22 protein-coding genes and 1 pseudogene are annotated in these 23773 nt (G+C 59.9%); 13 read left to right on the top strand and 10 right to left on the bottom strand.

Features of this window, described 5'->3' with window-relative positions:
- Nucleotides 1-97 precede the first annotated feature (97 nt).
- The gene (locus CQ009_RS12130; RefSeq protein ID WP_105706407.1) at nucleotides 98-553 is read left to right on the top strand and encodes an Lrp/AsnC family transcriptional regulator; all 456 of its coding nucleotides are present in this window, start codon (nucleotides 98-100) and stop codon (nucleotides 551-553) included.
- Nucleotides 554-698: 145 nt separating this feature from the next.
- Here the strand turns inward: CQ009_RS12130 and CQ009_RS12125 are convergent, their stop codons facing one another.
- Nucleotides 699-1211, bottom strand: a complete 513-nt coding sequence (locus tag CQ009_RS12125; protein WP_105706405.1) for a polyketide cyclase — start codon at nucleotides 1209-1211, stop codon at nucleotides 699-701.
- An 87-nt stretch (nucleotides 1212-1298) separates the two neighbouring features.
- Between CQ009_RS12125 and CQ009_RS12120 the strand changes: the two genes are divergently transcribed.
- Nucleotides 1299-2207, top strand: coding sequence for a LysR family transcriptional regulator (locus CQ009_RS12120; protein WP_105706403.1), 909 nt, complete (start codon nucleotides 1299-1301; stop codon nucleotides 2205-2207).
- 307 nt (nucleotides 2208-2514) lie between these two features.
- Here the strand turns inward: CQ009_RS12120 and CQ009_RS30195 are convergent, their stop codons facing one another.
- From CQ009_RS30195 to galB, 4 genes are all read right to left on the bottom strand, one after another.
- Nucleotides 2515-2733, bottom strand: coding sequence for a hypothetical protein (locus tag CQ009_RS30195; RefSeq protein ID WP_241091093.1), 219 nt, complete (start codon nucleotides 2731-2733; stop codon nucleotides 2515-2517).
- Between the two features lie 342 nt (nucleotides 2734-3075).
- Complete coding sequence (locus tag CQ009_RS12110; protein ID WP_105706401.1) at nucleotides 3076-4203, bottom strand: 4-oxalomesaconate tautomerase; 1128 nt, start codon at nucleotides 4201-4203, stop codon at nucleotides 3076-3078.
- Between the two features lie 2 nt (nucleotides 4204-4205).
- Nucleotides 4206-4922, bottom strand: a complete 717-nt coding sequence (locus tag CQ009_RS12105) for a 4-carboxy-4-hydroxy-2-oxoadipate aldolase/oxaloacetate decarboxylase (RefSeq protein WP_105706399.1) — start codon at nucleotides 4920-4922, stop codon at nucleotides 4206-4208.
- A complete protein-coding gene (gene galB, locus CQ009_RS12100; protein WP_105706397.1) occupies nucleotides 4919-5653 on the bottom strand; it encodes a 4-oxalmesaconate hydratase in 735 nt (244 codons plus the stop codon). The genes CQ009_RS12105 and galB overlap by 4 nt, the downstream gene beginning before the upstream one ends.
- A 155-nt stretch (nucleotides 5654-5808) precedes the next feature.
- Between galB and CQ009_RS12095 the strand changes: the two genes are divergently transcribed.
- The gene (locus CQ009_RS12095; RefSeq protein WP_105706395.1) at nucleotides 5809-7044 is read left to right on the top strand and encodes a LysR family transcriptional regulator; all 1236 of its coding nucleotides are present in this window, start codon (nucleotides 5809-5811) and stop codon (nucleotides 7042-7044) included.
- Here CQ009_RS12095 and CQ009_RS12090 read toward each other — a convergent pair.
- The 3 genes from CQ009_RS12090 to CQ009_RS12080 form a co-directional block, all read right to left on the bottom strand.
- Nucleotides 7019-8266 carry an OprD family porin gene (locus tag CQ009_RS12090; protein ID WP_105706393.1) on the bottom strand — a complete coding sequence of 416 codons (1248 nt, stop codon included), beginning with the start codon at nucleotides 8264-8266 and terminating at the stop codon, nucleotides 7019-7021. The two genes, CQ009_RS12095 and CQ009_RS12090, sit on opposite strands and share 26 nt — an antisense overlap.
- 123 nt (nucleotides 8267-8389) lie before the next feature.
- Complete coding sequence (locus tag CQ009_RS12085; RefSeq protein ID WP_105706391.1) at nucleotides 8390-9652, bottom strand: gallate dioxygenase; 1263 nt, start codon at nucleotides 9650-9652, stop codon at nucleotides 8390-8392.
- 24 nt (nucleotides 9653-9676) lie between these two features.
- Nucleotides 9677-11014: an aromatic acid/H+ symport family MFS transporter gene (locus tag CQ009_RS12080; RefSeq protein WP_105706388.1), complete on the bottom strand. Its 1338-nt coding sequence runs from the start codon at nucleotides 11012-11014 to the stop codon at nucleotides 9677-9679.
- A gap of 463 nt (nucleotides 11015-11477) precedes the next feature.
- Here CQ009_RS12080 and CQ009_RS12075 point away from each other — a divergent pair, with 463 nt between their 5' ends.
- Entirely contained in the window at nucleotides 11478-11939 is a 462-nt protein-coding gene (locus CQ009_RS12075; protein ID WP_105706386.1) for a hypothetical protein, read from the top strand.
- A gap of 16 nt (nucleotides 11940-11955) precedes the next feature.
- On the opposite strand, the gene CQ009_RS12070 is transcribed toward CQ009_RS12075, so the two are convergent.
- Entirely contained in the window at nucleotides 11956-13200 is a 1245-nt protein-coding gene (locus tag CQ009_RS12070) for an MFS transporter (protein ID WP_105706384.1), read from the bottom strand.
- 230 nt (nucleotides 13201-13430) lie between these two features.
- On the opposite strand from CQ009_RS12070, the gene CQ009_RS12065 reads away from it, so the two are divergent.
- The 5 genes from CQ009_RS12065 to CQ009_RS12045 all read left to right on the top strand — a co-directional run bounded on the left by CQ009_RS12065 (nucleotide 13431) and on the right by CQ009_RS12045 (nucleotide 19545).
- On the top strand, nucleotides 13431-14363 hold the full coding sequence (locus CQ009_RS12065) for an AraC family transcriptional regulator (protein WP_105706382.1): 933 nt from the start codon (nucleotides 13431-13433) through the stop codon (nucleotides 14361-14363).
- A gap of 87 nt (nucleotides 14364-14450) precedes the next feature.
- Complete coding sequence (locus CQ009_RS12060; RefSeq protein ID WP_007915396.1) at nucleotides 14451-14906, top strand: (2Fe-2S)-binding protein; 456 nt, start codon at nucleotides 14451-14453, stop codon at nucleotides 14904-14906.
- On the top strand, nucleotides 14906-17158 hold the full coding sequence (locus CQ009_RS12055; RefSeq protein WP_105706380.1) for a molybdopterin cofactor-binding domain-containing protein: 2253 nt from the start codon (nucleotides 14906-14908) through the stop codon (nucleotides 17156-17158). Before CQ009_RS12060 ends, CQ009_RS12055 begins: the two co-directional genes overlap by 1 nt.
- Nucleotides 17159-17175: 17 nt before the next feature.
- Nucleotides 17176-18528: a cytochrome c gene (locus tag CQ009_RS12050; protein WP_105706378.1), complete on the top strand. Its 1353-nt coding sequence runs from the start codon at nucleotides 17176-17178 to the stop codon at nucleotides 18526-18528.
- A 12-nt stretch (nucleotides 18529-18540) separates the two neighbouring features.
- Entirely contained in the window at nucleotides 18541-19545 is a 1005-nt protein-coding gene (locus CQ009_RS12045) for an XdhC family protein (protein WP_105706375.1), read from the top strand.
- A gap of 9 nt (nucleotides 19546-19554) precedes the next feature.
- Here CQ009_RS12045 and CQ009_RS12040 read toward each other — a convergent pair whose 3' ends face one another.
- Nucleotides 19555-20142 (bottom strand): TetR/AcrR family transcriptional regulator, encoded by a 588-nt coding sequence (locus tag CQ009_RS12040; protein WP_177430981.1) that lies wholly within the window; start codon nucleotides 20140-20142, stop codon nucleotides 19555-19557.
- 149 nt (nucleotides 20143-20291) lie between these two features.
- On the opposite strand from CQ009_RS12040, the gene CQ009_RS12035 reads away from it, so the two are divergent.
- From CQ009_RS12035 to CQ009_RS12020, 4 genes and pseudogenes are all read left to right on the top strand, one after another.
- Entirely contained in the window at nucleotides 20292-21392 is a 1101-nt protein-coding gene (locus tag CQ009_RS12035) for an alkene reductase (protein ID WP_105706371.1), read from the top strand.
- Between the two features lie 38 nt (nucleotides 21393-21430).
- On the top strand, nucleotides 21431-22219 hold the full coding sequence (locus CQ009_RS12030) for an SDR family oxidoreductase (RefSeq protein WP_064389977.1): 789 nt from the start codon (nucleotides 21431-21433) through the stop codon (nucleotides 22217-22219).
- Nucleotides 22220-22394: 175 nt separating this feature from the next.
- Nucleotides 22395-22676: pseudogene (locus tag CQ009_RS12025) on the top strand (alpha/beta fold hydrolase); the annotation flags it as partial.
- Nucleotides 22677-22722: 46 nt separating this feature from the next.
- Nucleotides 22723-23721: an NADP-dependent oxidoreductase gene (locus CQ009_RS12020; protein WP_105706368.1), complete on the top strand. Its 999-nt coding sequence runs from the start codon at nucleotides 22723-22725 to the stop codon at nucleotides 23719-23721.
- The last annotated feature ends 52 nt before the right edge of the window (nucleotides 23722-23773 follow it).

Genomic DNA, 23773 nt, shown 5'->3' with positions numbered 1-23773 from the left:
GGCCCTGAAAAACCTTGATAGAAGGATAATGAAAGCGAGGTGGTATTATCTTTCGAAGATACCTGTCAAAGCTCACTGAATTAGAAGGTTTTACTTAATGGATCGCATGGACAAGAAGATTCTTGCGCAACTACAGCAAGATGGTCGTCAGTCACTGACGGAGCTGGCCGACCGCGTAGGTCTCAGTTTGTCTCCATGCCATCGACGCGTTCGGGCAATGGAAGATCAGGGAGTGATCAAGGGTTATCGAGCTCAACTATCCGCAACTGAGTTAGGACTCAATTTCTCGTCCCTGATATTCGTGACGCTTAGAGAGGGACACCAAAAAGCAGTAGCTGATTTTGAAGATGCTTTACCGCGAATTCCTTACATCGTCCAAGCTCAGAGACTTTTTGGTGATCCTGATTACCTGCTGATGGTGGTGACAGCAGATCTTCCTGCATTTCAAAAACTGTACGATGAGGAACTGTCGAGGTTGCCCAACGTACAGCGTCTGACATCGACGTTGGTGATGAAGCACGTGATCATTGATCGTCCGCTGCCGTTAGAATGAAGTTCAAATATTGCGGATAACGTAGGGAAGCCGTCAGGCTTTTGTCGAATCGCCCCAAAGCTAAGATACGGATGCCTTGGGGCCGCACTTGGAATGCCTGATCTGACCGCCTCTGAAGCCCACGGCTAAAGACTAAATTCAGAGGTTACATGCCGGAAGACAAGCGTGCCGCGCCCACCAAGCCGTCCAGCCAGTCCTGATGACCGTTGATCATCGGATTGGGTTTGGCCTTGGCGAGATCCTCCGCTGGTTTACCCTTCTGTGTTTCCTGAGTCAGGATGCGCACTCGTCCACCAGAGAGGTCTTCAATAAGCCAGGCATGGTGAACGTCAAGCCGAGCGTTACCCTCACCCGACCATCCATGCCACGCAATTCGTCCTGGAGAGGTTAGGGTTGGCGGCACGTACTCATTGCATAAAGCCTCGACCGGAAAGCCGAACGTTTCAAAGTAGAAAGATACCCCGTCTTGCAGATCCGGCCCGATGTGATCATGAAACTGGATGTTTGCCGAGTTGGCGTAGTACGAGGGCCATCTCTGCGCCTGGCTGAGCAGAGGCCATACGTGTGCGGCACTCAATCCCGCGATGATGACCTCGTTAGAGACAAAGTTTTCGGTAAACCCTGGCAGGTAGCCTTCAGGCCAAATGATCTCGTTCATGGTTATGCAGCGCTCAGTTGATGAATTGAGACCATGATGGGTGTAGGCTAGAAATAAGACCAATCGCTATGTTTTATTTCGCACATCATGAATCCTGATATCAGAACTCTCGATCTCAACCTGCTCAAAGCACTGGATGCGTTGCTCGACGAACGTAGTGTTACGCGAGCCGCAAATCGACTATCGCTCACCCAGCCTGCTGTGAGCGGCATGCTTAACAGGCTCCGAGAAAGCTTCGCCGATCCGCTTTTCGTGCGCGCCCAACGCGGCATCGTGCCAACGTTGCGCGCTGAGCAACTTGCAGCACCGGTTAAGAAATTGCTGGCAGATATTGAAGGCATGCTTCAGCCGCAAAGCTTTGATCCGTTGACGGCGAGCATGACAATAAGGATTGCTTCGACCGACTATGCATTGCGCGCTGTAGTCGTACCATTTCTCAGCGCGCTAAGGATACAAGCGCCGAACATCCGCGTTAGTGTCCAGCCAGTGGATCATCAAGAGCTTCAAAATCAGCTAGATCGAGGTGAGATCGATCTCGCATTGGTTACCCCTGAAGCGGTAACACCAGGATTGCATGCGATGGCACTCTTTGATGAAAGCTATGTATGCGTGATGCGCGCTGATCACCCAGATGCGCTGAATGGCAAGCTTTCACTGGATCGATTCTGCGCATTGGATCACGCCTTGGTTTCGCCGGCAGGGGGTGGTTTTCATGGAGTGACGGATGATGCTCTTGAAAAACTTGGAAGATCACGTCGAGTGACAGTGTCGGTGACCAGCTTTCTGGTACTTCCAGAGATTCTAACGTACAGCGACATAATCGCTGTCGTGCCGCGTCGATTGGCAGTGAACAACATCGGGCTCACATCAATAGAGCCGCCTGTTGAAATTCCAGGCTTCAGAAAAATCCTGGTCTGGCATGAACGAACTCAGCGAGACGCAGGCCATCGCTGGGTGCGTTCACTTATCGTTGAAACACTACGGACACTCGATTGAAGCAAACGGGTGGCCAAACATGCGAAGTCGTCGTGGCAGCTGCGGTTTAGAGACCCGTCCCGTTGTGTCAAAAACCCAAGCTCGGTGTCCATAACCAGCTCAGTTTCCAGACAGTCTGTGACGGAATCGTCCTTGGGCTCGTGGGGCACCTTCGAGTTATTGTCTGCTACTGATAGCCGCCCCTTGCGAGCGACAGCAATGGGTAGGTAACGACCACATGCTAATGACTGCTTATGGCCGATAGCAGCTGATCACGAATGGCAAATTTCGCCCCAGCTTTTAAAACAAACGGAAGCAAGTATTCAGCTTACTGTCTGTGAGGTGCAACCCGCAGCAGTCGGCCGCTCAGGCGCAGGCCGTCACGCATATTCATCCCCATTAATGCGAGATTGGTGGCCCCTGCGATCAGTTCGATTACCTGCACGAAGTAAAAACGCGTATCCAGGCTTCCCGCCGACGCCCATTGATTAAGCACTATGGCGCACGGCAGCAGAACCAACAGGCCATTGGCGGCAATGAATGGCATGCGTTTCTTCTTCAAAGCGACCAGTCGTCCTTATCGTTTCCGACTCATTAACACTCCACTTGCACCGGTCGCAATCATTGCCGGTACCAGTATCCAAAGCCCGGGACTCACAATCAGGTGCTTGAGTGTGGCTGTCGAGTGTCGGGAGCCCATGAGTTCGACAAAAATGGTCGACAGAAAGAAGGTGGCGATCGATCAACGAGCTTTCACAGGGTCTGGCAGATCAAAGCGACTCACCCGCCGAGCTTCCACTGCATACAACAAAGCCCTGACTATTCAGGGCTTTGTCGGTTCTGGGCACGCGCGACCTGCTCCACATGGGTGGATCGCTTGCGCGTTTTTTCAGCTCTTTACGCGTACTTGCGAGAAGCACTCTCCTGATTGACCAACGGCTTTGCCACTCCAGATCGCTGATGGAATGCAGACGAGGCCATCAAACAACAACCGAGCCGTGCGCATCAGTCCGCACCCGAGCAATCGCTCGTCCTGCAAGCGCAACTCCACAGTGAACTCGCCCGTCGGATGTTCGATCGACAGGCGTTTCACCTCGCCCTCCTCCACAACGGCCATGACCGCCGCCACACTGCCTTTGATCAGGCAGGCGGCAGCCACGCTGACCGCGCCGAACACGCCAATGCTGGTGTGGCAGCGATGGGGAATGAAACTGCGTGTGGTGATGGCCCCACCTACCTGCGGCGGTGCAATCAGGCACATCTTCGGTACGTTGCGCTGACTCACATCACCCAGATTCATGCGCTGTCCCGCTTGCAGGCGGATGGACTCCAGACGCTGTTTCAGTGAAGCATTGACGTCGAGTTGCGCGGGACTCTCATAGCCACTGCAACCAAGCTCTTGCGCGTTGATCAGCACCACGGGCATGCCGTTATCGATGCAGGTCACTTCGACGCCGTCGATCACGTCCCGGGCGTTGCCGGTCGGCAACATGGCACCGCAGCTGGCGCCAGCGACATCCTCGAATTCGACAATCAGCGGCGCGGCCTGCCCCGGCACGCCGTCGATACGCGCGTCGCCGTCGTAGCGCGCCTCACCATCAGACGTTGGCACATGGGCGATGGCGATCTGTCCGGTGTTTTCCATGTAGATCCGCACTGGGGTGACATCGGCTGTCACTGCTACCAACCCACGCTCGATGGCGAACGGACCGACACCGGCGAGGATGTTTCCGCAGTTCTGACCGTAATCGACACGCGGCTCATCCACCAGCACCTGGGCGAAAAGGTAATCGACATCGGCACCCGCGCGGCTCGACGGTCTGACGATCGCCACTTTGCTGGTCAGCGAATCAGCGCCGCCAATGCCGTCAATCTGCCGCGCATCCGGCGAGCCCATCACCGCCAGCAGCACGCGGTCTCGCAGCGCGGGCTCGTGCGGTAAATCGTCGGCCAGAAAGTAAGCGCCTTTCGACGTACCGCCGCGCATCAGCAGACAGGGAATGCGGGTCTGCGCCATGCTCAGTCTCCCAGTTCTTCAAGACTGTCGACGTAACGCAAACCCTTTTCCGCCAGGCGCGCGCGCATGTTGTAGATGTCCAGACCCAGTTCGCCCTTGGCCAGGCGCAGGGCCTTCTGTTCCTCCAGGTCGGCGCGGGCGCGACTGGCTTCGACGACTTGCTGCAGCTCGGTGCGTCGCACGACCACCACACCATCGTCATCAGCAACAACCACATCACCCGGGTGCACCAGTTGCCCGCCGCACACCAGCGGCAGGTTGACCGAGCCCAGGGTTTCTTTAATTGTGCCTTGCGCGCTGATGGCACGGGACCAGACCGGGAAGCCCATTTCGCGCAGGGTGTGGGTGTCGCGCACGCCCGCATCAATCACTAGCGCCCGAACGCCGTGGGCCTTGAGCGAGGTGGCCAAAAGGTCGCCGAAGTAGCCGTCGGTGCACGGCGAACTCGGTGCAACCACGAGAATATCGCCGGGCCGGCATTGTTCGACGGCCACGTGGAACATCCAGTTGTCACCCGGCGCAACCAGCACCGTGACGGCTGAACCACTGATCACCGTGCCTTGTTGAATCGGTCTGATCGAAGTCGCGAACAGTCCTTTGCGACCCTGCGCTTCATGAATGGTCGCGACCCCGAAGCGTTTCAACTCATCGATTAGCGCTGCTTCGGCGCGCTGAATATTGCGCACGACAACGCCAGTCTTGCCGATATGTTCGCTCATCCCAGATTCTCCGTGACACGCGGGAAAATACTCTGGTAACCCTCGCCATAGACGATGTTGCGGGTTGAGGTGATCCCGACATTACGTTTGGCTTGCACACCGCGTTGCAGGGCGACGCGCGTGTAGTACTCCCACAAATGCTCCTGCCCGGCCATGCACTGGATGGCCGCGTACTTCTTGTCCCAGACATCAGTGATGTCGAGCAGCACATCGGGGCGCCATTCGCATTGCTCGGGCTGGTGCGGCTCGAAACTGTAGACCGGCGGCGCGCCGACGATTTTCTCACCCGGTTTATAGCCTTCGGCCTGGGCGATGATGCGCGCCTCCTGGGTCAGGTTCATGGCCAGCGGGTGATCGTAGTTATACGGGTCCTTGAGCGAGTGACTGAGGACGAACTCCGGTTGCACCCGGCGGAACACATCGGCAAGACGGAACAAGGTTTCCTTGTCGGCGCGCATCGGGTAATCGCCGATATCGAAGAACTCGACACTGGCCCCGAGAATGTCGGCGGCGGCCTGAGCCTCTTCGCGACGTGCGGCTTTGACCTTGTCTTCGCTCATCTCGCCCTTGCGCCACAGCTTGGCGGATTCGCCGCGCTCACCGAACGACAGGCAGACGATGTGAACGTGGTACCCCTGCTGTGCATGCAGGGCGATGGCGCCACCGGCACGCCAGACAAAATCGGCTGAGTGGGCGCTGACAACCAGCGCGTTTTTGGTTGAATCGATCATTGCGGATTCTCCTCTTGCGTTGCGAAAGAGCATCGCATCGCACCCCGCCGACGGAGTAATGCGTTCGAGTGTTCGAGGTATGCGTTTTTTTTATTGCCACTCGAAAATAGCGGCGGCATAGTCGTCGAATTCGCCGACCCGCAGAGCCCTTGCCCATGGAAAACCTTGAACTGCCGAGCCTGATGCACGTGCGCGCCTTCGTCCGCGTGGCTGATCACGGCAGCGTCTCCAAGGCGTCAATCGCGCTGTACCGGGCGCAATCGGTGGTCACCCGCTCCATTTCCGAGTTCGAAGAACGGCTGGGCGTGATGCTGTTCGAGCGCCACGCCAACGGTATGCGCCTGACCGATTTCGGTGAACGCTTGCTACCCCGTGCGCGAAGGGTATTGGCGGAGCTTGGGAGCGTGCCGACATTGCTCGGCCAAGGTGAGAAAGCTGCGATTGAACCGCTTTATCTGTTCCAGGCGCGACGCCTGCAAGTGTTCGTCAAACTCTGTGAAACCCAGCACATGCAGACAGTGGCCAACCTGCTGGGGCTGAGTCAGCCCGCGGTCAGTTCGACGCTGAAAGTGCTGGAAAATGGCTGCGGCCAATCGCTGTTCGAGCGCACGCCGCGTGGTTTGCAACCGACCCGCGCGAGTCATGACATCCTGTTTGCAATCCGCCGTGCGCTGAACGAACTGCGCCATATCGACAGCGACATCACCGCCCTTCGCGGTGCCTTGCACGGTGTTGTGCACGTCGGCGCCCTGCCCCTCGGCCGCACCCGCATCCTGCCCGAGGCCATCGTGCGCCTGATGGCAGAGCATCCCGGCATTCAAGTGATCACCAATGAGAGTCCCTTCGACCTGCTGGCTACCGAGTTGCGTGCCGGCGATGTGGATTTCATTTTGGGTGCACTGCGTTCATCGACTTATGCCAGCGACTTGGTCGGTGAGTCACTGCTGACAGAGGAAATGGTCGTGCTTGCGCGGCGTGATCATCCGCTCTACGGCAAAACCGGCCTGCAAGATCGTCTCGCTAACGCGCAGTGGGTATTGCCGCGCGCCGGTTCGCCGGCGCGCAAAATGCTCGACGACTGCTTCGCCGGTTTCGGCATTCCGGCGCCTTCCCCGGTGGTGGAAAGCGCCGACATGGCGATCATTCGCGGACTGTTGTTACGCTCGGACATGCTCGCGGCCGTTTCAGCGCATCAACTGGAACAGGAGATCGCGTCCGGCGAGTTGTGCATTTTGCCGCTGGAGCTGAAACAGACCGCCAGAGCCATTGGCCTGACCTACCGCAGCGGCTGCCTGCACTCACCCGTCGCGCAGGCGTTGATGGAAATGATCCGCCGGGTGATCCGAACTCAGGCCAATGAAGCGGTTAAAGCAGGCTCAACGGATAGCTGATGATCAAGCGATTCTCGTCGAAGTCATTGCTGCTGTAATCGCGGCGAATGCTCGAGTTGCGCCAGCGCAGGTTGAGGTTCTTCAACGCACCGCTTTGCAGCGTGTAGCCCAACTCGGATTCGCGCCCCCATTCCTTGCCGTCGGTGACGGCCCCGCTGTGCACGTTGTCGCCGCTGATGTAACGGTTCATCAGGGTCAGACCGGGCACGCCGAGCACGGCGAAATTGTAGTCATGGCGCAGTTGCCAGGATTTCTCCTGCGCATTGTCGTAGCTGTTGTTGTAGCTGTCGTTGGCCAGCGTTCCGCCGCTGGTGCCGTTGACTCTCATCCAGGCATCGTCGCCGCTGAGCTTTTGCAAACCGAGGTAAAACGTGTTGCCGCCGTAGCGTGCCGACAGCAATGCCGAGAACGTGCGGTTGTCCAGATCGCCTGCGCGGGCACCGCCATCCTCGCGCCCCCAGAAGTAGCCAAGATTGGCGCCCAGCGTCCAGTCACCCAGTGGTTGGCTATGAACCAATTGCAGATATTGTTGCTGGTAGATGTCCTTTAGCTGAGCATTCCACACGCCGATCATCGTGCGTTTTTCGTTGAATGCATATTCGCCACCGACGAAGTTGAAACGGTCAGAGGTAAACGCGGTTTTGCCCTGCATGAACATGTCTTCCATGCTTGAATCGTTGCGCGGACTGTTCTGCCGGAACTGACCGCCATACAGGGTCAACCCGGCGATATCCTGAGAAGTGACCTGGCCGCCACGAAAGGTTTGTGGCAACGAGCGACCGTCGTCGGAACGCAATATCGGCAACACTGGCATCCACTCGCCGAGCTTGATTTCGGTCTTGCCGACTTTCATTTTCCCGGCGACAGCCAGGCGACCAAATTGATCGGCCGGTCGGCCATCACTGTCCAGCGGCAGTAATTGCGTACCACCCGTGCCTTGCCCGCCGTCAAGCTTCAGCGAATACAGGCCCAGCACATCCACACCGAAGCCGACGGTGCCTTGGGTGAATCCGGAGCGCAAATCGAGAATGAAATTCTGCGTCCATTCCTCGGCTTTGCCCTGCGCATTGGCCGGGTTGGTGAAATTACGATTGATGTAGAAGTTGCGCAGGTTGAGATTGGCGCTGGCGTCTTCCACAAAGCCTGCGGCGCTCGCCTCGACAGGCAGAGCACAAACGACGGACAGCGTGAAGACTACGCGGGTATTGGCGGTGATTTTCATTGTTATTGTTATCCATTTTTTTGGGATGAAGCAGTCCGCTACGCCCGCATGAGCCGGGCGCAGTGAAGTCATTCAATGGTGTTGCGAAGCGGCCCGGAACGAGCCGCCGATGACGCCGTGTCGTTAGCGTGGGGCCTTGCCCGCTACCGAATAGAGCACCTGCTGATTACGGGTTTTCATGAATTCATCGAGGCTTTGTCCGCGCATCGCCGCGTAGATCTGCAGATTCGGCACCCCAACCACGGCAGCGAGCTTTTCCAGCACGAAAAAAATCGCCCCGTAGTGAATCAATCCGCGCCAGTCGCGGCATCGCAGCAGATCCCGCTCTTCATCGCTCAGCCCTGCTTCATCGAACAGCGCCTCGGGTTGGTCGAGGAAACGCTGACGCCAATGCGGCTCGATCATGCGATGCAAAAACTTGTTCAACCGATAGCCCTTGGCGCTGCGTTCCAGGGTGAACGGATAGGTGCCTTCAAGCTTCTCGATACCCGCCAACTGATGCTGCATGTGCTGCAAGTGCCGCGCAACGACGTCGACGGGAACGGGTCGATCCTGGTTTTCCAGCAGCAGTGTGGCAATGCCGGTCATCGACGGCAGGTAGTAATCCTGATGCAGGTTTTTCACCGTGGCCGACAGCGCGCCGCGCATGATCAGCCAGGTGATCACTTCCGAACCTTCCATACCCCCCAGCGCGGCGTACTCGGCGTGGGTCATTTCGGTCAGGCGCTGGGGATCATTGACCAACAGGTCAATGAACTGCTGGTCCCACTCCGGGTTGTTGAAACCACAGCGCTCGCCGTGCACCTGGTGGGAAACGCCGCCGGTCGCGACGATGGCCACTTTCAAGTCCTCGGGGTAGCTTTCAATCGCCCGGCGCAGCGCCTGACCCAACTTGTAGCAACGCCGCGCACTCGGCACCGGGAACTGCAACACGCCAATCTGCAGCGGCACGATCTCCACCGGCCAGTCAGGCTCGCACGGCAACAGCGCCGACATCGGCGAGAAGAAGCCATGATCGAGCGGCTTGTCACGGAAGAAACTCATGTCGAATTCATCCGCCACCAGGCTCTCGCCGATGTGCCGTGACAGCGCCGCATGGCCAGCGATCCCCGGTAACTCGCGTGGATTACCGCCCTCATCGGCGACTTCGTAACGCTCATCGACACCGAGGGAAAAGGCACCATAGTGATCAAAGAAAAACGACGTCACGTGGTCATTGAAGATATAGAACAGCACATCCGGTTGCTGCTCCTTCAGCCACACCTTGATCGGCTCAAAGCCACGGAAGATCGGCGCCCAGGCGGCCTCATGCTGCTTGTCGTGATCGACCGCAAAGCCGATGGTCGGGGTGTGAGATACAGCGAGGCCACCAATGATGCGTGCCATAACGAGTTCCTTTGTTGAAAAAGATTAATGCGCCAGCAAGGCCCGACTGACTCGGCGCCGTGCATGACCGTTGGCCAGGATCGCCAGTGCAGCGATAAAGGCAGGCACGCTCAACAGGGCAAACAGCAGCGGCAACCCCAGCCCGAGGCTGAGCACCGCGCCACCGATGAGTGAACCAAAGATAGCCCCGAAGCGGCCGATACCCAGCATCCAGCTGACGCCCGTGGCGCGGCAGTCCGTCGAGTAGTAACCGGGCGCGAAAGCATTGAGGCCGGTTTGCGCGCCGCTCATACAGAAACCTGCCGCCACCACGCCGAATGCCAGCAGGCCCGATTCAAGGCTGAAGGCGCCCAGCAGCAGAATGAAAGCGCCACCCAGAGCGTAAGACGTGGCAATCACCGCGTTCGGATTGCGCCGGTCCATCGCCCACCCAACCACGATGGCGCCGACAGTACCGCCAATCTGGAACAGTCCGGTGATGGTCGCGGCCCGTTCGATGGACAACCCACCTTCACGCAGCAGGGTCGGCATCCAGCCCATGGTCAGGTAGATCACCAGCAACCCCATGAAGTAAGTTGCCCACAAGGCGAGAGTGCCGAAACGATAGCGATCGGTGAAGAGCAAGCGCAGCGGTGCTTTTTGCTGAGCCTGCGGTTCGGCGATGACGAATTTCGTCGCTGCGCTGAACGTGCCGCCCAGCTTGTTCAGCACCTTGGCAATCTGACTGGCGGGCGCGTTGCGTGCGGCGAGAAAACGCGCCGACTCAGGCAGCAACAGCCACATCAACGGCAGCAGCAACATCGGCAGAATCCCGCCGGCGAGCAACACCGACTGCCAGCCGTGATGGGGAATCAACCACGCGGCGAGAAATCCGCCCAACCCCGACCCCATATTGAATCCGGTGAACATGATCGTGATGAACAGTGACCGATTGCGTTCCGGCAAATACTCGGAAAGCAGTGTGGTGGTGTTTGGCAACGCTGCGCCCAGCGCCACACCGGTCAGCAGGCGCAAGGCAGCCAGCTCGTAGGGATTACGTGCAAAGGCGCATGCAAGGCTGAGCACGCTGAAGCCAGTCACCGCCGTCAGGAGTACCTTTTTGCGGCCGATTCGGTCGGCGTAAGGGCCAGCGGTCAGCGCGCCGATCGCCAGCCCAATCATGCCCGCGCTCATCACCGGGCCGAACGCCGCTTTCGACAATCCCCAATCTTGAATCAGCGAGGGGGCAATAAACCCCATCACCGCGACGTCGAAGCCATCGAAAAGCACGATAAAAAAACATAAACCCATAATCAGCCACTGGTACGGGACCACTTTGCGGTTGTCGATCCATGCTTTGATATCGACCGTTTCACTACTCATGCTGTCACCTTCTTATTTTTGTAGAAGTCCCGACGGACAAGGCCTGTAAGTAGACCGTCCACGCTGAACGATGGAGGTGACTGTAAAGCCGCAGGTATACCGCCCGCCTCTGGGAAATCCTTAAGCAGGTATCGGTTTTTCTTATCGGGGGATGAGCAGAGATAAAAATAGAGCAGTGGTAGAGCGAGGGGTTGATGACCGTGGCGCGAGCGGCCGCTAGAGGATGACGAAACGCTAATAACTGTTGCGTAATCGGTTCGCTCAACCGTTTCTCACGCACGACGGACGGCACGCCATTGCGCGCGACCTTGAATCCCTCCAGCGCCCGGACATGCTCCGGCGTAGTCCGCAAGCCCCTGATTTACACAACAGCCCTTATGTAACCCAAAAACACGCCGATACCGTGCAGCAGCATGGAAGCACCGCTGCAACACTGACTCCCTGGAAGGAAGGAACCCGATCAATGTTGGAATACCTCTGGCGCAACATCCATTCCCCGGACTACTTGCCCAACGTACTGGAATGGATGATCCATATTCTCCTCAGCCCGTTCATGGTGATCATGTGCCTGATGGTCGGGGCGCTGGCCGGCAAATGGTGGAGAGCACTGCCCTACGGCAGTCTGACTTGTTATGTGGTCTTTCTGAGCCGGTCTTCTTTCTATCGGTGGGAAAGCATTTTCCCCATAGCCGGCTTGCCTGCGCTGGCGGTTGATGGCGCGCTGTTGGCGCTCCTCGGTTTTTACTTGAAAGGCGTACTCAGAACCCGCGCAGACGCAAAACCCGAAGGCCATTGGCTGCGCAGGCTTTATCAAGGCCTTAGGGTCGTCATGCTGACAGTCATGGTGTTGTTCTGGGGAATCGTCGTGCTGTTTGTCGTGGTCTTCACTGTCTCGGTCGCGACCCAACCGTCATTGGTGCACTAAGCAGCCTTCTGCTTGATCAGACAAATCGGGTCTCAGGATCGCCGGAAACAGCGTTCGAATGAGCTGCCGACTCAACAAGATGAATTTCAGTGGCATTGCGCCCCGCCAACCAGGCCAGCACAGACGCGACGACCAACACCGCAGCGCTAAGCTCGAATGTAGCTTTGTAACCGCTCAGGTCAAAAGCCAGACCGCCAATGATTGCGCCTCCCGCGATTGCCAGTTGCACAATGGCTACCAGCAGTCCGCCTCCGGCTTCCGCATCATCCGGCAGCGTCTGCGCCAGCCATGTCCACCAGCCGACCGGCGCGGCCGTGGCAACCAGTCCCCAAAGTCCGAGCAACACGGCGGTCAGCAGCGGTGATTTGCCGAAGCTGACCAACGCCAGCGCGATGGCCGCCATGATCAGCGGGATGACGGTCAACGTGCGGTAGAGGCCGCGACCCATAAACCGTTCGATCAGAAAGGTGCCGATAAAACCGGCCAGTCCCAACCCCAGCAGCATCAACGACAAGGTTGAGACACTGACGCCCGTCACGCCTTCAAGAAAGGGCCGCAGGTAGGTAAACAGCATGAACTGGCCCATGAAAAATAAGCTGACAGCGACCATGCCCAAGGCCACTGGCAATTGTGTCATCAACCGCAGAACGTTGCCGCTGCCTGCCTGGCGCTCGACCTTGAAGGACGGCAGGCTGATCAGCAGCCACACGGCGGCCAGCACTGCGACTGGGACCACGCAGAAGAACGCGCCGCGCCAGCCGATCAGCGCGCCAAGAAAGCTCCCCGCCGGAGCGGCGATGACCGTGGCCAAGGCGTTACCGCCATTGACGATGGCCAGCGCTCGCGAAACCTGTTCGGGCTTCACCAGGCGCATCGCAGTCGCCGCCGACAATGACCAGAAACCACCAATCGCGATCCCGATCAGGGCACGCCCAAACATGAATGACGGGTAACCCGGCGCGACCGCAACGACCGTACCGGAGACGATCATCAGCAAGGTCAGGCCCAGCAGCAATTTCTTGCGTTCGATGCGCGCGGCGACCGAGGCGATCAACAGGCTGGTGATCAAGGCAAAGGCGCCCGACACGGAAATCCCCTGCCCGGCCTGGCCTTCAGTGATGTGCAGTTCTGCCGCAATCGGCGTCAGCAGACTGACCGGCATGAATTCTGAAGCGACCAGAGCGAATGCGGCCAGCGACATGGCCAGCACCGCGCTCCAGCCGCCTGTTCTTTTAGAAGGATCTGTAGAAGGAAATGTCATTGGAACGACCTGTGGTGCGAAAAAACGTAAGGGTGTGATGCGCAGGGGCAAGCATTTTGTCGCTCTTGCGAGCACTGCCCCTGTAACAGATAGACACATTCTCCCGGTCAATCCGCCCCTTCCCTAGTGCATTCCTCTTGAATGCTTGCCTGATCCTCTGGCGATGCAGGGTGATGGATAGGAAACGTCTCGCGCGCGGATTAGAGTTCGGTCAACAGGAGTGACCCGACATGATCCCTACCCCTCTGCCCGAGGAATCGCCTTTGGCATTGCACATAGACCCGCGCGTGAGCGCACCGGGCGATTTCGCCACGGCCATACCCGGCTTGTCGCTGTTTCGTCGCGACCAACCAGCGCCGCCGGTGGTGTGCATGATCGAACCCAGCCTGATTCTCGTCGGTCGCGGCGAAAAGCGCTTATGGGTCGGTGGCGAGGGTTACAGCTATGACCCTTCGCGGTTTTTGGTGACCTCACTGGATCTGCCCGCCAACTCCGAAGTGACACTCGCCAGTCCCGCACAGCCCTGTGTCGGCCTCGTACTGAAACTGGATGTCAGCATGCTCGCCGAGGTCATCACCAAAAGCGGCTTACCGGCCAAGCGGCAGCCAGCAACGGGCACGGGCGCCGCGATTGGCAGTCTGTCGTCGGCGTTGGCGGGCGCGCTCGATCGCCTGCTGGCATTGCTCGACGAACCCGAGGCGATCCCGGTGCTGGCGCCGCTGATTTTGCGCGAGATCCACTATCGGCTGCTGCATACCGATCAAGGTGCACGGCTGCGGCAGATCACGGCCGTCGATGGTCAGGGTTATCGCATCGCCAAGGCGATTGACTGGCTCAAGCTCAACTACGCAGATGCCCTGCGCATCGACGATCTGGCCGCGCGGGTGCAGATGAGCGCGCCGACCTTTCACCATCATTTCCGCCAGCTCACCGGCATGAGTCCGCTGCAGTACCAGAAATGGCTGCGGCTCAACGAAGCGCGGCGGCTGATGCTGGTCGAGCGCCTCGACGTGTCGCGGGCGGCGTTTGCGGTGGGCTATGAAAGCCCTTCGCAGTTCAGCCGCGAATATGGCCGGCTGTTCGGCACCGCGCCAAGTCGTGACATCGCCCTGCTGCGCGGGCAGCCATTCGAGGCAGAAGCGCTCGGCAGCCTAGCGAATTAAACGAACAACCAGCTTCACCGGTGATCCGCCTCGCCGCGTGTCACCGCTCATAACAATGCACGTCAACCGATGATCAGCGGGTGAACCATGGAACTACGAATCAACCAGAAGACCTATCAGGTCGATGCCGACGCCGATACGCCCTTGCTGTGGGTGATCCGCGATGACCTGGGCATGACCGGCACCAAGTACGGCTGCGGGCTGGCGCAATGCGGCGCATGCTCGGTGCTGGTGGACGGCAATGTGGTGCGCTCGTGCGTCACGCCGGTGGCCGGTGTGGTTGGCCGCGAGGTCACCACCATTGAGGCCATCGAAAGCGATGACGTGGGCAAACGGGTGGTCGCGACCTGGGTCGATCTGCAGGTCGCCCAGTGCGGTTACTGCCAGTCCGGGCAGGTGATGGCCGCCACCGCGCTGCTCAAGCAAAACCCGAAACCGAGTGATGCGCAGATCGAAGCGGCGATGGTCAACCTGTGCCGCTGCGGTACCTACAACGCCATTCATGCTGCCGTGCATGAGCTGGCCGGCAAGGGAGACGCGTGATGAACGTTCGAATCGACCCTTCACAGCAAGCCTCGGTGCTGGATCTGCACGAGCCGATCAATGTATCGCGCAGACGTTTTCTCACCGGTACCGCCGTCGGCGCACTGGTCCTCGGCTTCGGCCTGCCGCTGGGTGCGACGCGGGTGCAAGCTGCCGTTGCAGCGGCGACGGCCGAGCGCGGCACGCAGGTGCCGGCGTTTCTCGAGATCCGCCCGGACAACCGCGTGCGTCTGCTCTGCCCGTTCATGGAAGGCGGACAAGGCACGTTCACCGCGATGGCGCAGATTGTCGGTGAAGAACTGGATGCCGATCCATCGACCTTTCTGGTCGAAGCCGCACCGCCCGGTGAGGCCTATGTGGTGTTGGAAAACGGCATGCGCATCACCGGCGGCAGCATGTCGGTGCGCATGAGTTACCCGGTCATGCGTCGCCTCGGCGCCCTCGCCCGCGCCATGTTGTTGCAGGCGGGTGCGCAGCAACTTGGCGTGCCGGTGAGTGAATTGACCACCGAGCCCGGAAAAGTCGTGCACGCCAAGTCGGGCCGCTCGCTGGCCTACGGTGAACTGGCCGAGCGCGCGATGGATCTGCCGGTTCCTGATCCGGCTTCCGTGAAGCTGCGTGATCCGAGCCAGTTCCGCTGGATCGGCAAACCGGTGAAGCGCCTCGATGCTTACGACAAATCCACGGGCAAAGCGCTGTACAGCATCGATCTGAAGGTCGACGACATGCTCCATGCTGCCGTGCAACATGCCCCGCGCCTGGGCATGACCGTGGGCAACCTGCGCAACGAAGAGCAGGTCAAGGCAATGAAAGGCGTGCATTCCGTGCACCGTCTGCCGGGTGCCGTGGCGGTGCTCGCCGAGCGCTGGTGGCACGCCAAACGTGCGGTCGAGGCGATTCAGGTCGACTGGCAAGAACCAACGGCTGAGAGCAAAGTGCGTCCGATGCCCGCCGACTTTTCCAGCGATGCCTGGTTCAAGCGCCTTGCTGAAGATAAAGGCCCGGCCAAAGATGATGAACATGAAGGCGACGTGGCTTCGATCCTCAAGGAAACCAAAACCCGGATCGACGCCACTTACCACAATCAATACCTGAACCACGGTCAACTGGAACCTCCTTCGGCACTGGCCCGATTCAACCCGGACGGTTCGCTGGAAGTCTGGTTGCCGAATCAGGCGCCGGACATGTTCCGCGCCGACATCGCCAAACGCACAGGGCTGGACCCGTCGCGCATCACCTTGCATTCGCCGCTGCTGGGCGGGTTCTTCGGCCGGCATTTTCTCTACGACTCGGCCAGTCCCTATCCGCAGGCGATTGCGCTGTCCAAGGCCGTTGGCCGTCCGGTCAAGCTGATCTGGAGTCGCGAGGAAGAGTTCCTGCGTGACGTGCTCCGTCCCGTGGCCGCGGTGAATTTCCGTGCGGCGCTGGACAGTGACGGCTGGCCGCTGGCAATCGAAGCGATCAGTGCCACCGAAGGCCCGACCGAAGCCCTCGCCGGCAAGCAAGGAGAAAAACTCGACCCGACGGCGCTGGAAGGGTTGTCAGGCAAATCCTACGCGATCCCCAACAAACGCATCGCGCAGATCTACGCCAAAGGCCCGGCGATGCTCGGTTACTGGCGTTCGGTGGGTAATTCGCTCAACGACTTCTTTTATGAATCGTTCCTCGATGAACTGGCCGACAAGGGTGGCAAAGACCCGTTCGACTTGCGCCTGCATCTGCTGCGCGACAACAAACGCCTGACCACTTTGCTGCAAGCGGTGGGTGAACTGTCGGGCGGCTGGAAGCGCGGGCCGTTTACCGCCGAGGATGGCAGCAAACGTGCGCGCGGTGTGGCCATGGCTTCGCCGTTCGGTACCGAGACGGCGGTGATCGCCGAGGTGTCCATCGAGAACGGCCAGGTCAAGGTGCATGACATCTGGCAAGCGATTGACCCGGGCAGCATCGTCAACCCGGCGATTGTCGAGGCTCAGGTCAATGGCGCCGTGGCGCTGGGACTGTCGCAAACCCTGGTGGAAGAAGCCGTGTGGATTGATGGCAAACCCCGGGCGCGCAACTACGACTTGTATCAGATCCTGCCGCCTGCGCGGATGGCTCGGGTCCATGTGCGGGTGGTCGAGAGTGGAGAAAAAATGGGTGGCATCGGTGAACCGCCGTTGCCAGCGGTCGCGCCCGCCGTCGCTAACGCGGTGGCAGCACTAACCGGTCAGCGGGTGCGCAGCCTGCCCATGAGCCGACACACCTTCACTTGATCAGCGCCGGAGCGTCCATGAACAACAGCCGATTCGCAAGAACCGCTGGCTGGCTGGCATTGCCGTGCCTGGTCGCGGCAGGCCTGCTGGCCTGGTATGTCACCCGCGAGCCCGTCTCGCGCCTTGAAACCTCTCAGATCGCCGTGGCCGATATCGACCCGGCACTGGTCGCCCGTGGCGAATACGTCGCCAGGCTCAGCGATTGCGTGGCCTGTCACAGCGTGCCGGGCGGTGCGCCGTTCGCCGGCGGCCTGGAAATGGCCACGCCGCTGGGCTCGATCCATGCGACCAATATCACCCCGGACACGGAAACCGGCATCGGCCACTACAGCCTGGCGGACTTTGACCGAGCGGTGCGCCACGGCGTGGCGCCCGACAGTCGCCGTCTGTATCCGGCGATGCCCTACCCGTCCTACGCCAAGCTCAGTGACGATGACGTGCGCGCGCTGTATGCGTTCTTCATGAAAGGCGTGGCGCCGGTGAAACAGGCGAACATCCCCAGCGCGATTCCGTTTCCGCTGAACCTGCGCTGGCCGATTGCACTGTGGAATGGCGTGTTTGTCGACGCCGAGCCTTATGTGGCGAAACCTTCGCAGGATGAACAGTGGAACCGTGGCGCTTACCTCGTTCAGGGCGCCGGGCATTGCGGCAGTTGCCACACGCCGCGCGGTTTGGCGTTCAACGAGAAGGCACTGGATGAGGCCGGTAAGCCATACCTCGCTGGTGCTTTGCTCGATGGCTGGTACGCACCGAGCCTGCGTGATGATCACAACACTGGCCTGGGCCGCTGGAGCGAACCGGAGATCGTGCAGTTCCTCAAGACCGGTCGCAATAAACACGCGGTGGTCTACGGCTCGATGACTGAGGCGTTCAACAACTCCACGCAGTTCATGAGCGATGATGATTTGAGCGCGATTGCCCACTACCTGAAGTCGCTTCCCGGGGATCGCGAACGGGATGGCGCACCTTGGCAGTATCAAGCGGTGTCGGCAGCGCAACGTCTGGACTCGCCCGGTGCCCATACCTACGTGACGCGCTGTGCTTCCTGCCACGGTCTCGACGGCAAGGGACAACCTGAATGGATGCCGCCACTGGCCGGCGCGACTTCTGCACTGGCCAAGGAAAACGCCTCGGCGATCAACATCACCCTGAATGGTTCGCAGCGCGTCGTGGCTGCCGGGGTGCCGGATGCCTATCGCATGCCGGCCTTCCGTGAGCAGCTGTCGGATCAGCAGATCGCTGAAGTGCTGACGTTCATGCGCAGCACTTGGGGTAATCAGGGCGCTGCGGTCGATGTGCAGGCGGTGGGCAAACTGCGTGAACATACTGATCCGGCCAGCAGCAGTCCGATCATCCTGCAGATGCGCTAAGAGGAGGTTTTGATGGAAAGCATCGACTTGCTGGTCCTGCGCACAGCGCGGGACTGGCTTGCCGCTGGCGAGCGTGTGTTGCTCGCTACGGTGGCGCGCACCTGGGGCTCTTCACCGCGTCCGACGGGTTCGATGATGGCGTTGCGTGACGATGGTCGCGTGGTGGGCAGCGTGTCCGGCGGCTGCATTGAGGATGATCTGATCCATCGCTACACCACGGCCCATGGCGGCAGCGCTTTTAACGACAGCGCACCGCAAGTGGTGCGCTATGGCGTCAGTGCCGATGAAGCGCATCGCTTCGGCTTGCCGTGCGGTGGCACGCTGGAACTGATCCTTGAGTTCAACCCGGCGTGGCAGTCGCTTGACGCGTTGCTGGTGCAACTGGACGCCGGGCAATTGGTGCGTCGGCGTCTGGCGTTGGAGTCCGGTCAGGTGATGCTCGAACCGACCGCGACGCCGGAACAATTCAGCTTCGATGGCGCGCAGATGCTCAACACTCTGGGGCCGGGCTATCGGATGTTGATGATCGGTGCCGGCGCGCTGGCCGAGTATCTGGCGACCATGGCCTTGTTCAACGGTTTCAAAGTGGCGGTGTGCGACCCGCGTCCCGAGTACATCGAAACCTGGGCGGTCGATGGCGTGGAGCGCATCGTCGGCATGCCGGACGACGTGGTCCGCGACTTCGCGGTCGATCTGCGCACCTGCATCGTCGCCTTGAGTCATGACCCCAAACTCGACGATCTGGCATTGCTGGAAGCGCTGCACGGCCCGGCGTTCTACATCGGTGCGATCGGCTCGCGGCGCAACAGCCAACTGCGCCGCGAACGCCTGATCGAGCATTTCGGTGAAACCGAGGCGTCGCTTGAACGCCTGCACGGGCCGATCGGCCTCTACATTGGCAGCAAGACACCTGCGGAAATCGCCGTCAGCGTAATGGCCGAGATTCTTGCGGCGAAGAATGGCGCCCGCCTGCCGCAAGCGTTTTCCATTGCCAAGGCCAAAGCGCTGACGGAGTGAGCCGCGCTGCTACTCTGCGTCGGCGTTATCGGCCGGCAACGAAGCGAGCATTTCTGCGCGGCATACCTCAAGAATCTCGTCTGCCAACGCGGAATCATCCGGGCAGGCACGCGACAGGATAATCGCGCCGACGGCACGCGACAGCAGGTCGATCATCTTCTTGCGCCCCTCACCCGCCTCGGCCTCCGGCGCCGTCGGGTATTTCTCTCCCAGAGTCTGCAGGGTTTGCTCAATGCCCTCGGCAAACGTCGCTCTTACCTCATCCGACTGGCGCGCCGCGTCGCCGCCCAGCGCGGCCATGGTGCAACCGTCGCCACGTCCGTCGCGATGCTCTCTATTCACGTAGACGTTGATGAAGCCCGGAACATCCAGCGCTTGGGCGCCGGTCAGCGATTTGCCCAGACTGCACGCCGAGGCTTCGGCCATCAGGTCGGCCTTCGACCCGAAGTGTTTGTAGAAACCGCCATGGGTAAAACCGGCGGCCGCCATGAGATCGGCCACACCGACGCCGTCAAAGCCGCGCTCACGGAACAGCTCTGAGGCGGTTTCAACGATGTGCTCTCGATTGGCCTGCGCCTGGGCCTTGGTCACTCTCACGTGCAATACCTCGTGTTACCGGGGAAATCCTGGGTCCGATGATACATAGATGTTGGCCATAATCAAAACCGTTGACAGTTTAGATTTCGATCATCATCCTAATTGCTCGTACCACCGATCTTCATTAACGGGCACGGAAGAAACATCAGATGACCGAGCAAACCCTGTTCTCCCCTTACACGCTGGGCAATCTCACGCTGTCGAACCGCGTCGTTCTTGCGCCGCTGACACGCAATCGCGCCGGTCAAGGTTTCGTCCCCAGCGAATTCGCGGCGACCTATTACAGCCAGCGCGCCAGCGCCGGTTTGCTGATCAGCGAAGCCACGCAAATCTCCCGACAGGGCCAGGGTTATCAGGACACCCCGGGGATTTACACGCCGGCACAGATCGACGGCTGGCGCACCGTGACCGATGCGGTGCATGCCCAGGGCGGAAAAATCTTTCTGCAACTGTGGCATGTCGGCCGCGTCTCGCACGTTGACCTGCAAGAAAACGGCGCCGCCCCGGTGGCCCCTTCTGCGCTGCGCGCCGCTACCAAAGTGTTCGTCAACAACCGTTTCGAAGACGTCTCCGAGCCGCGCGCACTGGACAGCAGCGAACTGCCGGGCATCGTCAACGACTTCCGTCAGGCGGCAGCCAACGCGATCGCCGCGGGCTTCGATGGCGTGGAAATTCACGGTGCCAACGGCTACCTGCTCGATCAATTCCTCAAGGACAACGCCAATCTGCGCACCGATGCTTACGGCGGCTCGATTGAAAATTGCGCGCGGCTATTGCTCGAAGTGACGGCGGCTGTAGTCAGTGAGATCGGTGCAGATCGCACCGGCGTGCGCCTGTCACCGGTGTCGCCGGCCAATGGCGTTTCCAGCAGCGATCCGCAGGCGCAATTCGATTACCTCGTCGAACAACTCGACGTCCTCGGCGTGGTTTACCTGCATGTGGTCGAAGGCGCGACCGGCGGCCCGCGTGACGTGGCGCCCTTCGATTTCGCCGCCCTGCGCCAGCGCTTCAAAAACACCTACATCGCCAACAACGGCTATGACCTCGATCTGGCGACGTCGAAGCTCACTGAAGACCAGGCCGACCTGATTGCCTTCGGTCGTCCGTTCATTGGCAATCCGGATCTGGTGGAGCGCCTGAAACATGGCGCGCCGTTGTCCGCGTTCAATCCCGCCACCCTCTATGGCGGCGGCGCGGCAGGCTACATCGATTATCCGACACTGGCTGAATCGAGCGTCAGCGCAAGCTGAACGCGTTCTGTTTCTAACGTCCTGAAAGAGAGATACCCATGAGCACTCGCCCTACTGTTCTGATCACTGGCGCCTCCACCGGCATTGGCGCGGTCTACGCTGAGCGCTTTGCGCAACGCGGTCACGATCTGGTGCTGGTCGCCCGCGATCAGGCGCGTCTGGATGCACTGGCCGCGCGCTTGCGCAGCGAGCATGACGTCGCCGTCGATGTGATCCCGGCGGATCTGACCCAACCTGGCGACCTGACAACGCTGGAAACCCGCCTGCGCGACGATGCCCGCATCGGCATCCTCGTCAATAACGCTGGCGCCGCGCTGTCCGGCCATTTTGTCGAGCAAAGCACCGACAAAGTGGCGCAACTGGTCGCCCTCAACACCACCGCGCTGGTGCGGCTCGCCAGCGCCATCGCTCCACGCCTGGCCAAAGCCGGTGACGGTGCGATCATCAACATCGGCTCGGTGGTGGGCCTCGCTCCGGAATTCGGCATGACGGTCTACGGTGCGACCAAGGCATTCGTGCTGTTCCTGTCCCAAGGTTTGAGCCTGGAGCTGTCGCCTCAGGGCGTCTACGTGCAAGCCGTGCTGCCGGCGGCCACGCGCACGGAAATCTGGGATCGCTCCGGCGTCGACATCAACACCCTGAGCGAAATCATGGAAGTGGGCGATCTGGTGGATGCTGCCCTGGTCGGTTTCGATCGTCGCGAACCGGTCACCATCCCGCCGCTGCACGAAGCGCAACGCTGGGACGATTTGCAGACCGCGCGTCAGGGCCTGCTGGGGCAAATCCGCCAGTCAGCGGTTGCCCAGCGCTACCAGACGCCTGAGTGATCTTCAGGGAGCGAGCATGTGCGGCGGATTCGATGCAAGTGCAAGGCATTGCATCGAATCCGTCCTGCAATCCGGAGTAGTCATGAATTCAATACAGACAAATCCCCCTTCGGGTTCGCCAACGTCATTCATCGACGCGGCAAACCAGTCCGTCACCGCCAACGGCGTTCGCTTTGCCTATCGCGACCAAGGCCCGACGCCCCGCGCTTTCCTGCGCCAGTTGAAAGCGATCACCGCGTGGGGCAAACAGCCGCCGCAAGACCTTGGACGCTTGCGGGCGCCGACGCTGGTCGTCAACGGCGACACCGACATCATGGTGCCCAGCGTCAATTCTTTTGAACTGGCCAAGCGTATCCCCAACGCAGAGTTGGTGATTTATCAGGATGCCGGTCACGGCGGGATTTTCCAGCACCACGTTGATTTTGTGGCCAAGGCGCAGGCGTTCCTCGATGCCTGAACACGCCCCGGCTACCCTCCCTACAACCGACAAGAGCCGCACCTCGATGAAAGCCTTTCTGATTGATCGCTATGGCAAGCACCCCGGACGCCTCGGCGAAGCGCCAGCCCCTGCAGTGGGGCCTCACGATGTCTTGATCGAGGTCCATGCCAGCAGTGTCAACGTGCTGGACTCGAAGATCAGCACAGGCGAATTCAAGCTGATCCTGCCCTACTCGTTTCCATTGATTCTGGGCAACGATCTGGCAGGCGTGGTGACTGAGGTCGGCTCGCAAGTGACACGCTTCAAACCCGGAGACGAGGTGTACGCTCGCCCGCCGCAAGCGCGAATCGGCACCTTCGCCGAGTGGATCGCCGTGAACGAAAACGCGATCGCCCTGAAACCACGCAACACCAGCATGGCGCAAGCCGCATCCCTGCCCTTGGTGGCACTGACTGCCTGGCAAGTGCTGGTCGACACCGCCCGCCTGCAACAGGGCCAGAAGGTGCTGATTCACGCGGGCTCCGGCGGCGTCGGCAGCGTTGCCATTCAGCTTGCCAAACACCTCGGTGCCTTTGTCGCCACAACCACCAGCACCGCAAATGTCGAATGGGTCAAGGCGTTGGGGGCTGACGTGGTCATCGACTACAAAAAGCACAACTTCGAAAATGCCTTGCACGGCTACGACGTGGTGTTGAACAGCCTCGGCGCCGATGTCCTGGAGAAATCACTCAAGGTACTCAAGCCCGGTGGCCAGCTGATTTCCATCTCTGGGCCACCCACCGCGCAATTCGCAAAAGAGCAAGGCTTGTCCTGGCCTTTGCAGCAGGTCATGCGTCTGCTGAGCCTCGGCATTCGGCGCAAGGCACGCAAGCAAGACGTCAGGTACACGTTCGTGTTCATGCGCGCCAACGGCGCCCAACTGCAACACATCAGCGCGCTGGTAGAAGCCGGCATCATCAATCCGGTGATTGATCAAGCGTTCCCCTTTGAATCAGCGGCAGAGGCGCTGAAATACGTCGAGCAGGGACGCGCCAAGGGCAAGGTTGTTGTTTCGATCAAATGAAGACGCTGCCTATTGATGAAAAGCGCGAATGCATAAAAAGGGCGCCTTTTCA

Source organism: Pseudomonas sp. MYb2 (genome assembly GCF_002979955.1).
GTDB lineage: Bacteria > Pseudomonadota > Gammaproteobacteria > Pseudomonadales > Pseudomonadaceae > Aquipseudomonas.
This window is presented reverse-complemented; position numbering and strand designations above follow the sequence as displayed.

Excerpts from the sequence above, each read along its gene's own strand:
- CQ009_RS12130 (WP_105706407.1), top strand. The coding sequence starts at position 98 with ATGGATCGCATGGACAAGAAGATTCTTGCGCAACTACAGCAAGATGGT.
- CQ009_RS12125 (WP_105706405.1), bottom strand. The coding sequence starts at position 1,211 with ATGAACGAGATCATTTGGCCTGAAGGCTACCTGCCAGGGTTTACCGAA.
- CQ009_RS12120 (WP_105706403.1), top strand. The coding sequence starts at position 1,299 with ATGAATCCTGATATCAGAACTCTCGATCTCAACCTGCTCAAAGCACTG.
- CQ009_RS30195 (WP_241091093.1), bottom strand. The coding sequence starts at position 2,733 with ATGCCATTCATTGCCGCCAATGGCCTGTTGGTTCTGCTGCCGTGCGCC.
- CQ009_RS12110 (WP_105706401.1), bottom strand. The coding sequence starts at position 4,203 with ATGGCGCAGACCCGCATTCCCTGTCTGCTGATGCGCGGCGGTACGTCG.
- CQ009_RS12105 (WP_105706399.1), bottom strand. The coding sequence starts at position 4,922 with ATGAGCGAACATATCGGCAAGACTGGCGTTGTCGTGCGCAATATTCAG.
- galB (WP_105706397.1), bottom strand. The coding sequence starts at position 5,653 with ATGATCGATTCAACCAAAAACGCGCTGGTTGTCAGCGCCCACTCAGCC.
- CQ009_RS12095 (WP_105706395.1), top strand. The coding sequence starts at position 5,809 with ATGGAAAACCTTGAACTGCCGAGCCTGATGCACGTGCGCGCCTTCGTC.
- CQ009_RS12090 (WP_105706393.1), bottom strand. The coding sequence starts at position 8,266 with ATGAAAATCACCGCCAATACCCGCGTAGTCTTCACGCTGTCCGTCGTT.
- CQ009_RS12085 (WP_105706391.1), bottom strand. The coding sequence starts at position 9,652 with ATGGCACGCATCATTGGTGGCCTCGCTGTATCTCACACCCCGACCATC.
- CQ009_RS12080 (WP_105706388.1), bottom strand. The coding sequence starts at position 11,014 with ATGAGTAGTGAAACGGTCGATATCAAAGCATGGATCGACAACCGCAAA.
- CQ009_RS12075 (WP_105706386.1), top strand. The coding sequence starts at position 11,478 with ATGTTGGAATACCTCTGGCGCAACATCCATTCCCCGGACTACTTGCCC.
- CQ009_RS12070 (WP_105706384.1), bottom strand. The coding sequence starts at position 13,200 with ATGACATTTCCTTCTACAGATCCTTCTAAAAGAACAGGCGGCTGGAGC.
- CQ009_RS12065 (WP_105706382.1), top strand. The coding sequence starts at position 13,431 with ATGATCCCTACCCCTCTGCCCGAGGAATCGCCTTTGGCATTGCACATA.
- CQ009_RS12060 (WP_007915396.1), top strand. The coding sequence starts at position 14,451 with ATGGAACTACGAATCAACCAGAAGACCTATCAGGTCGATGCCGACGCC.
- CQ009_RS12055 (WP_105706380.1), top strand. The coding sequence starts at position 14,906 with ATGAACGTTCGAATCGACCCTTCACAGCAAGCCTCGGTGCTGGATCTG.
- CQ009_RS12050 (WP_105706378.1), top strand. The coding sequence starts at position 17,176 with ATGAACAACAGCCGATTCGCAAGAACCGCTGGCTGGCTGGCATTGCCG.
- CQ009_RS12045 (WP_105706375.1), top strand. The coding sequence starts at position 18,541 with ATGGAAAGCATCGACTTGCTGGTCCTGCGCACAGCGCGGGACTGGCTT.
- CQ009_RS12035 (WP_105706371.1), top strand. The coding sequence starts at position 20,292 with ATGACCGAGCAAACCCTGTTCTCCCCTTACACGCTGGGCAATCTCACG.
- CQ009_RS12030 (WP_064389977.1), top strand. The coding sequence starts at position 21,431 with ATGAGCACTCGCCCTACTGTTCTGATCACTGGCGCCTCCACCGGCATT.
- CQ009_RS12020 (WP_105706368.1), top strand. The coding sequence starts at position 22,723 with ATGAAAGCCTTTCTGATTGATCGCTATGGCAAGCACCCCGGACGCCTC.